Annotated in this window: 1 protein-coding gene; it reads left to right on the plus strand. The window is 61.5% G+C overall.

What is annotated here, in order from left to right; translation table 11 throughout:
- The first annotated feature begins 359 nt into the window (after positions 1-359).
- On the plus strand, positions 360-1,838 hold the full coding sequence (gene ltrA, locus VSR68_RS42390) for a group II intron reverse transcriptase/maturase (protein ID WP_342945362.1): 1,479 nt from the start codon (positions 360-362) through the stop codon (positions 1,836-1,838).
- Positions 1,839-1,914 lie beyond the last annotated feature (76 nt).

Genomic DNA, 1,914 nt, shown 5'->3' on the forward strand with positions numbered 1-1,914 from the left:
TGGTGCGCCGGGAGACCGGCAAGGAGTAGATGGTGAAAGTCCATTACGATGAAGGTGTAGCGAACCACATCGGCCCCAAGCCGTGCGCAGGCATCCGCGAGGATGTCGGCGAAGCGTCGGCAGGGGAGCGTGCAGGCCAGCCATTGAGCCGCGAAATCTTTAACGTCTCGGGTGCCGACGTCTTCATGATGGCGGAAGGCAACACGGCGGGGCGCGCCATTGCAAGCGCACCGACGACCCGGCGCGGTCGTAGACCCTGGCATGCACGGACGCTCCTTGTGCGGGAACCGGGAGATCTCTCGTCTGGCCATGTCGCAACATGGGCAGGTCCGCATCGGGAAGGCGAGGAGCCGTAGCCGATGATGAACGGACGGGAGAAGTCAGACTCCGCAATAGTAGCGAAGAAGCCTGCGAACAACGCCGGGGAACCGGCTGCGGAGCGGGTGGAGCGAAGGGCGGGGACCAAGGGGAACACGGGGCAGTCCAACACGTGCCGGGCACAGCACCGGGAAAGCGTGTCACACGGGCTGGAACGTGTACGGCAGGCTGCAAGGCAACGGAAGAAGGAACGGTTCACCGCGCTGCTGCACCATGTCACCATCGACCTGCTGCGGGAGGCGTTCCATGCGCTTAGGCGCAATGCGGCTCCGGGCGTAGACGGCATGACATGGCGGTACTTCGAGGCGGAGCTGGAAGAGAATCTCCGGCGCCTGCACACACAGGTACAGAGCGGCGCGTACCGGGCGTTGCCCGTTCGGCGGCAGTACATACCAAAGCCGGACGGTAAACAGCGCCCGCTGGGGATTGCGGCGCTGGAAGACAAGATCGTCCAGCGAGCGGTGGTGGAAGTTCTCAACGCTATATATGAAGAAGACTTTATAGGCTTCTCGTATGGCTTCCGGCGCGGGCGCAGTCAGCATGATGCGATGGATGCGTTATCGACGGCCATCACCCGCACTCCAGTGAACTGGATTCTGGACGCCGACATTCGGAACTTTTTTGACGGACTAAGCCAGGAGTGGCTGATCCGTTTTCTGGAGCACCGGATCGGCGACCAACGCATCATCCGCCTTGTGCGCAAGTGGCTCAAGGCTGGCGTTCTGGAAGATGGGGATCTCAGTGTTAGTGAAACCGGTACACCGCAAGGATCAGTGGCGTCGCCGCTGCTCGCGAACGTGTACCTGCACTACGCTTTTGATCTCTGGGCTCAACGGTGGCGACGGCTGGAAGCCAAAGGCAACGTAATCATCACGCGGTACGCCGATGACATCGTGGTCGGCTTTGAGCATAAAGCTGACGCAAGGCGCTTCTGGGACGCGATGCGAGCGAGGCTGGAGAAGTTCGGGCTTGCGCTGCATCCGGACAAGACGAGACTGCTGGAGTTTGGCCGCTTTGCAGCGGTCAGGCGAAAACGTCAGGGGCTTGGACGGCCGGAGACGTTCACCTTCCTGGGCTTCATCTTTATCTGTGGGCGCTCGCTCCGCGGTGCTTTCCAGCTACAGCGGAAGAGCCGTGGAGATCGCATGCGGACGAAGCTCAGGCAGATCAAGGGCGAACTCCGAAGGCGCATGCATGACCCGATTCCAGAGCAGGGGACGTGGCTCAAGCAGGTGGTACGGGGGTACTTTGCTTATCATGCGGTGCCCACGAACATCCGCGCGCTTGGCGCCTTCCGTCACCACGTCATAGGCCTCTGGATGCGCACGCTGCGGCGGCGCAGTCAGAAGGACCGAATGTCGTGGACGCGGATGTCGCAAATCGCAGAATCATGGCTACCGCGCCCTCGCATACTTCACCCGTGGCCGGAGCAACGCTTTGCCGTCAAGCACCCGAGGTAGGAGCCGTATGCCTGAATTGGGCACGTACGGATCTGTGCAGGGGGTGTCCAGCAATGGAGATTCCTACTGCGATCAG

Source organism: Paraburkholderia phymatum, from assembly GCF_038900715.1.
Lineage (GTDB): Bacteria > Pseudomonadota > Gammaproteobacteria > Burkholderiales > Burkholderiaceae > Paraburkholderia > Paraburkholderia phymatum_A.

What these genes read in the sequence shown, in the direction of transcription:
- ltrA (WP_342945362.1), top strand. Translation starts at nt 360, where the DNA reads ATGATGAACGGACGGGAGAAGTCAGACTCCGCAATAGTAGCGAAGAAG.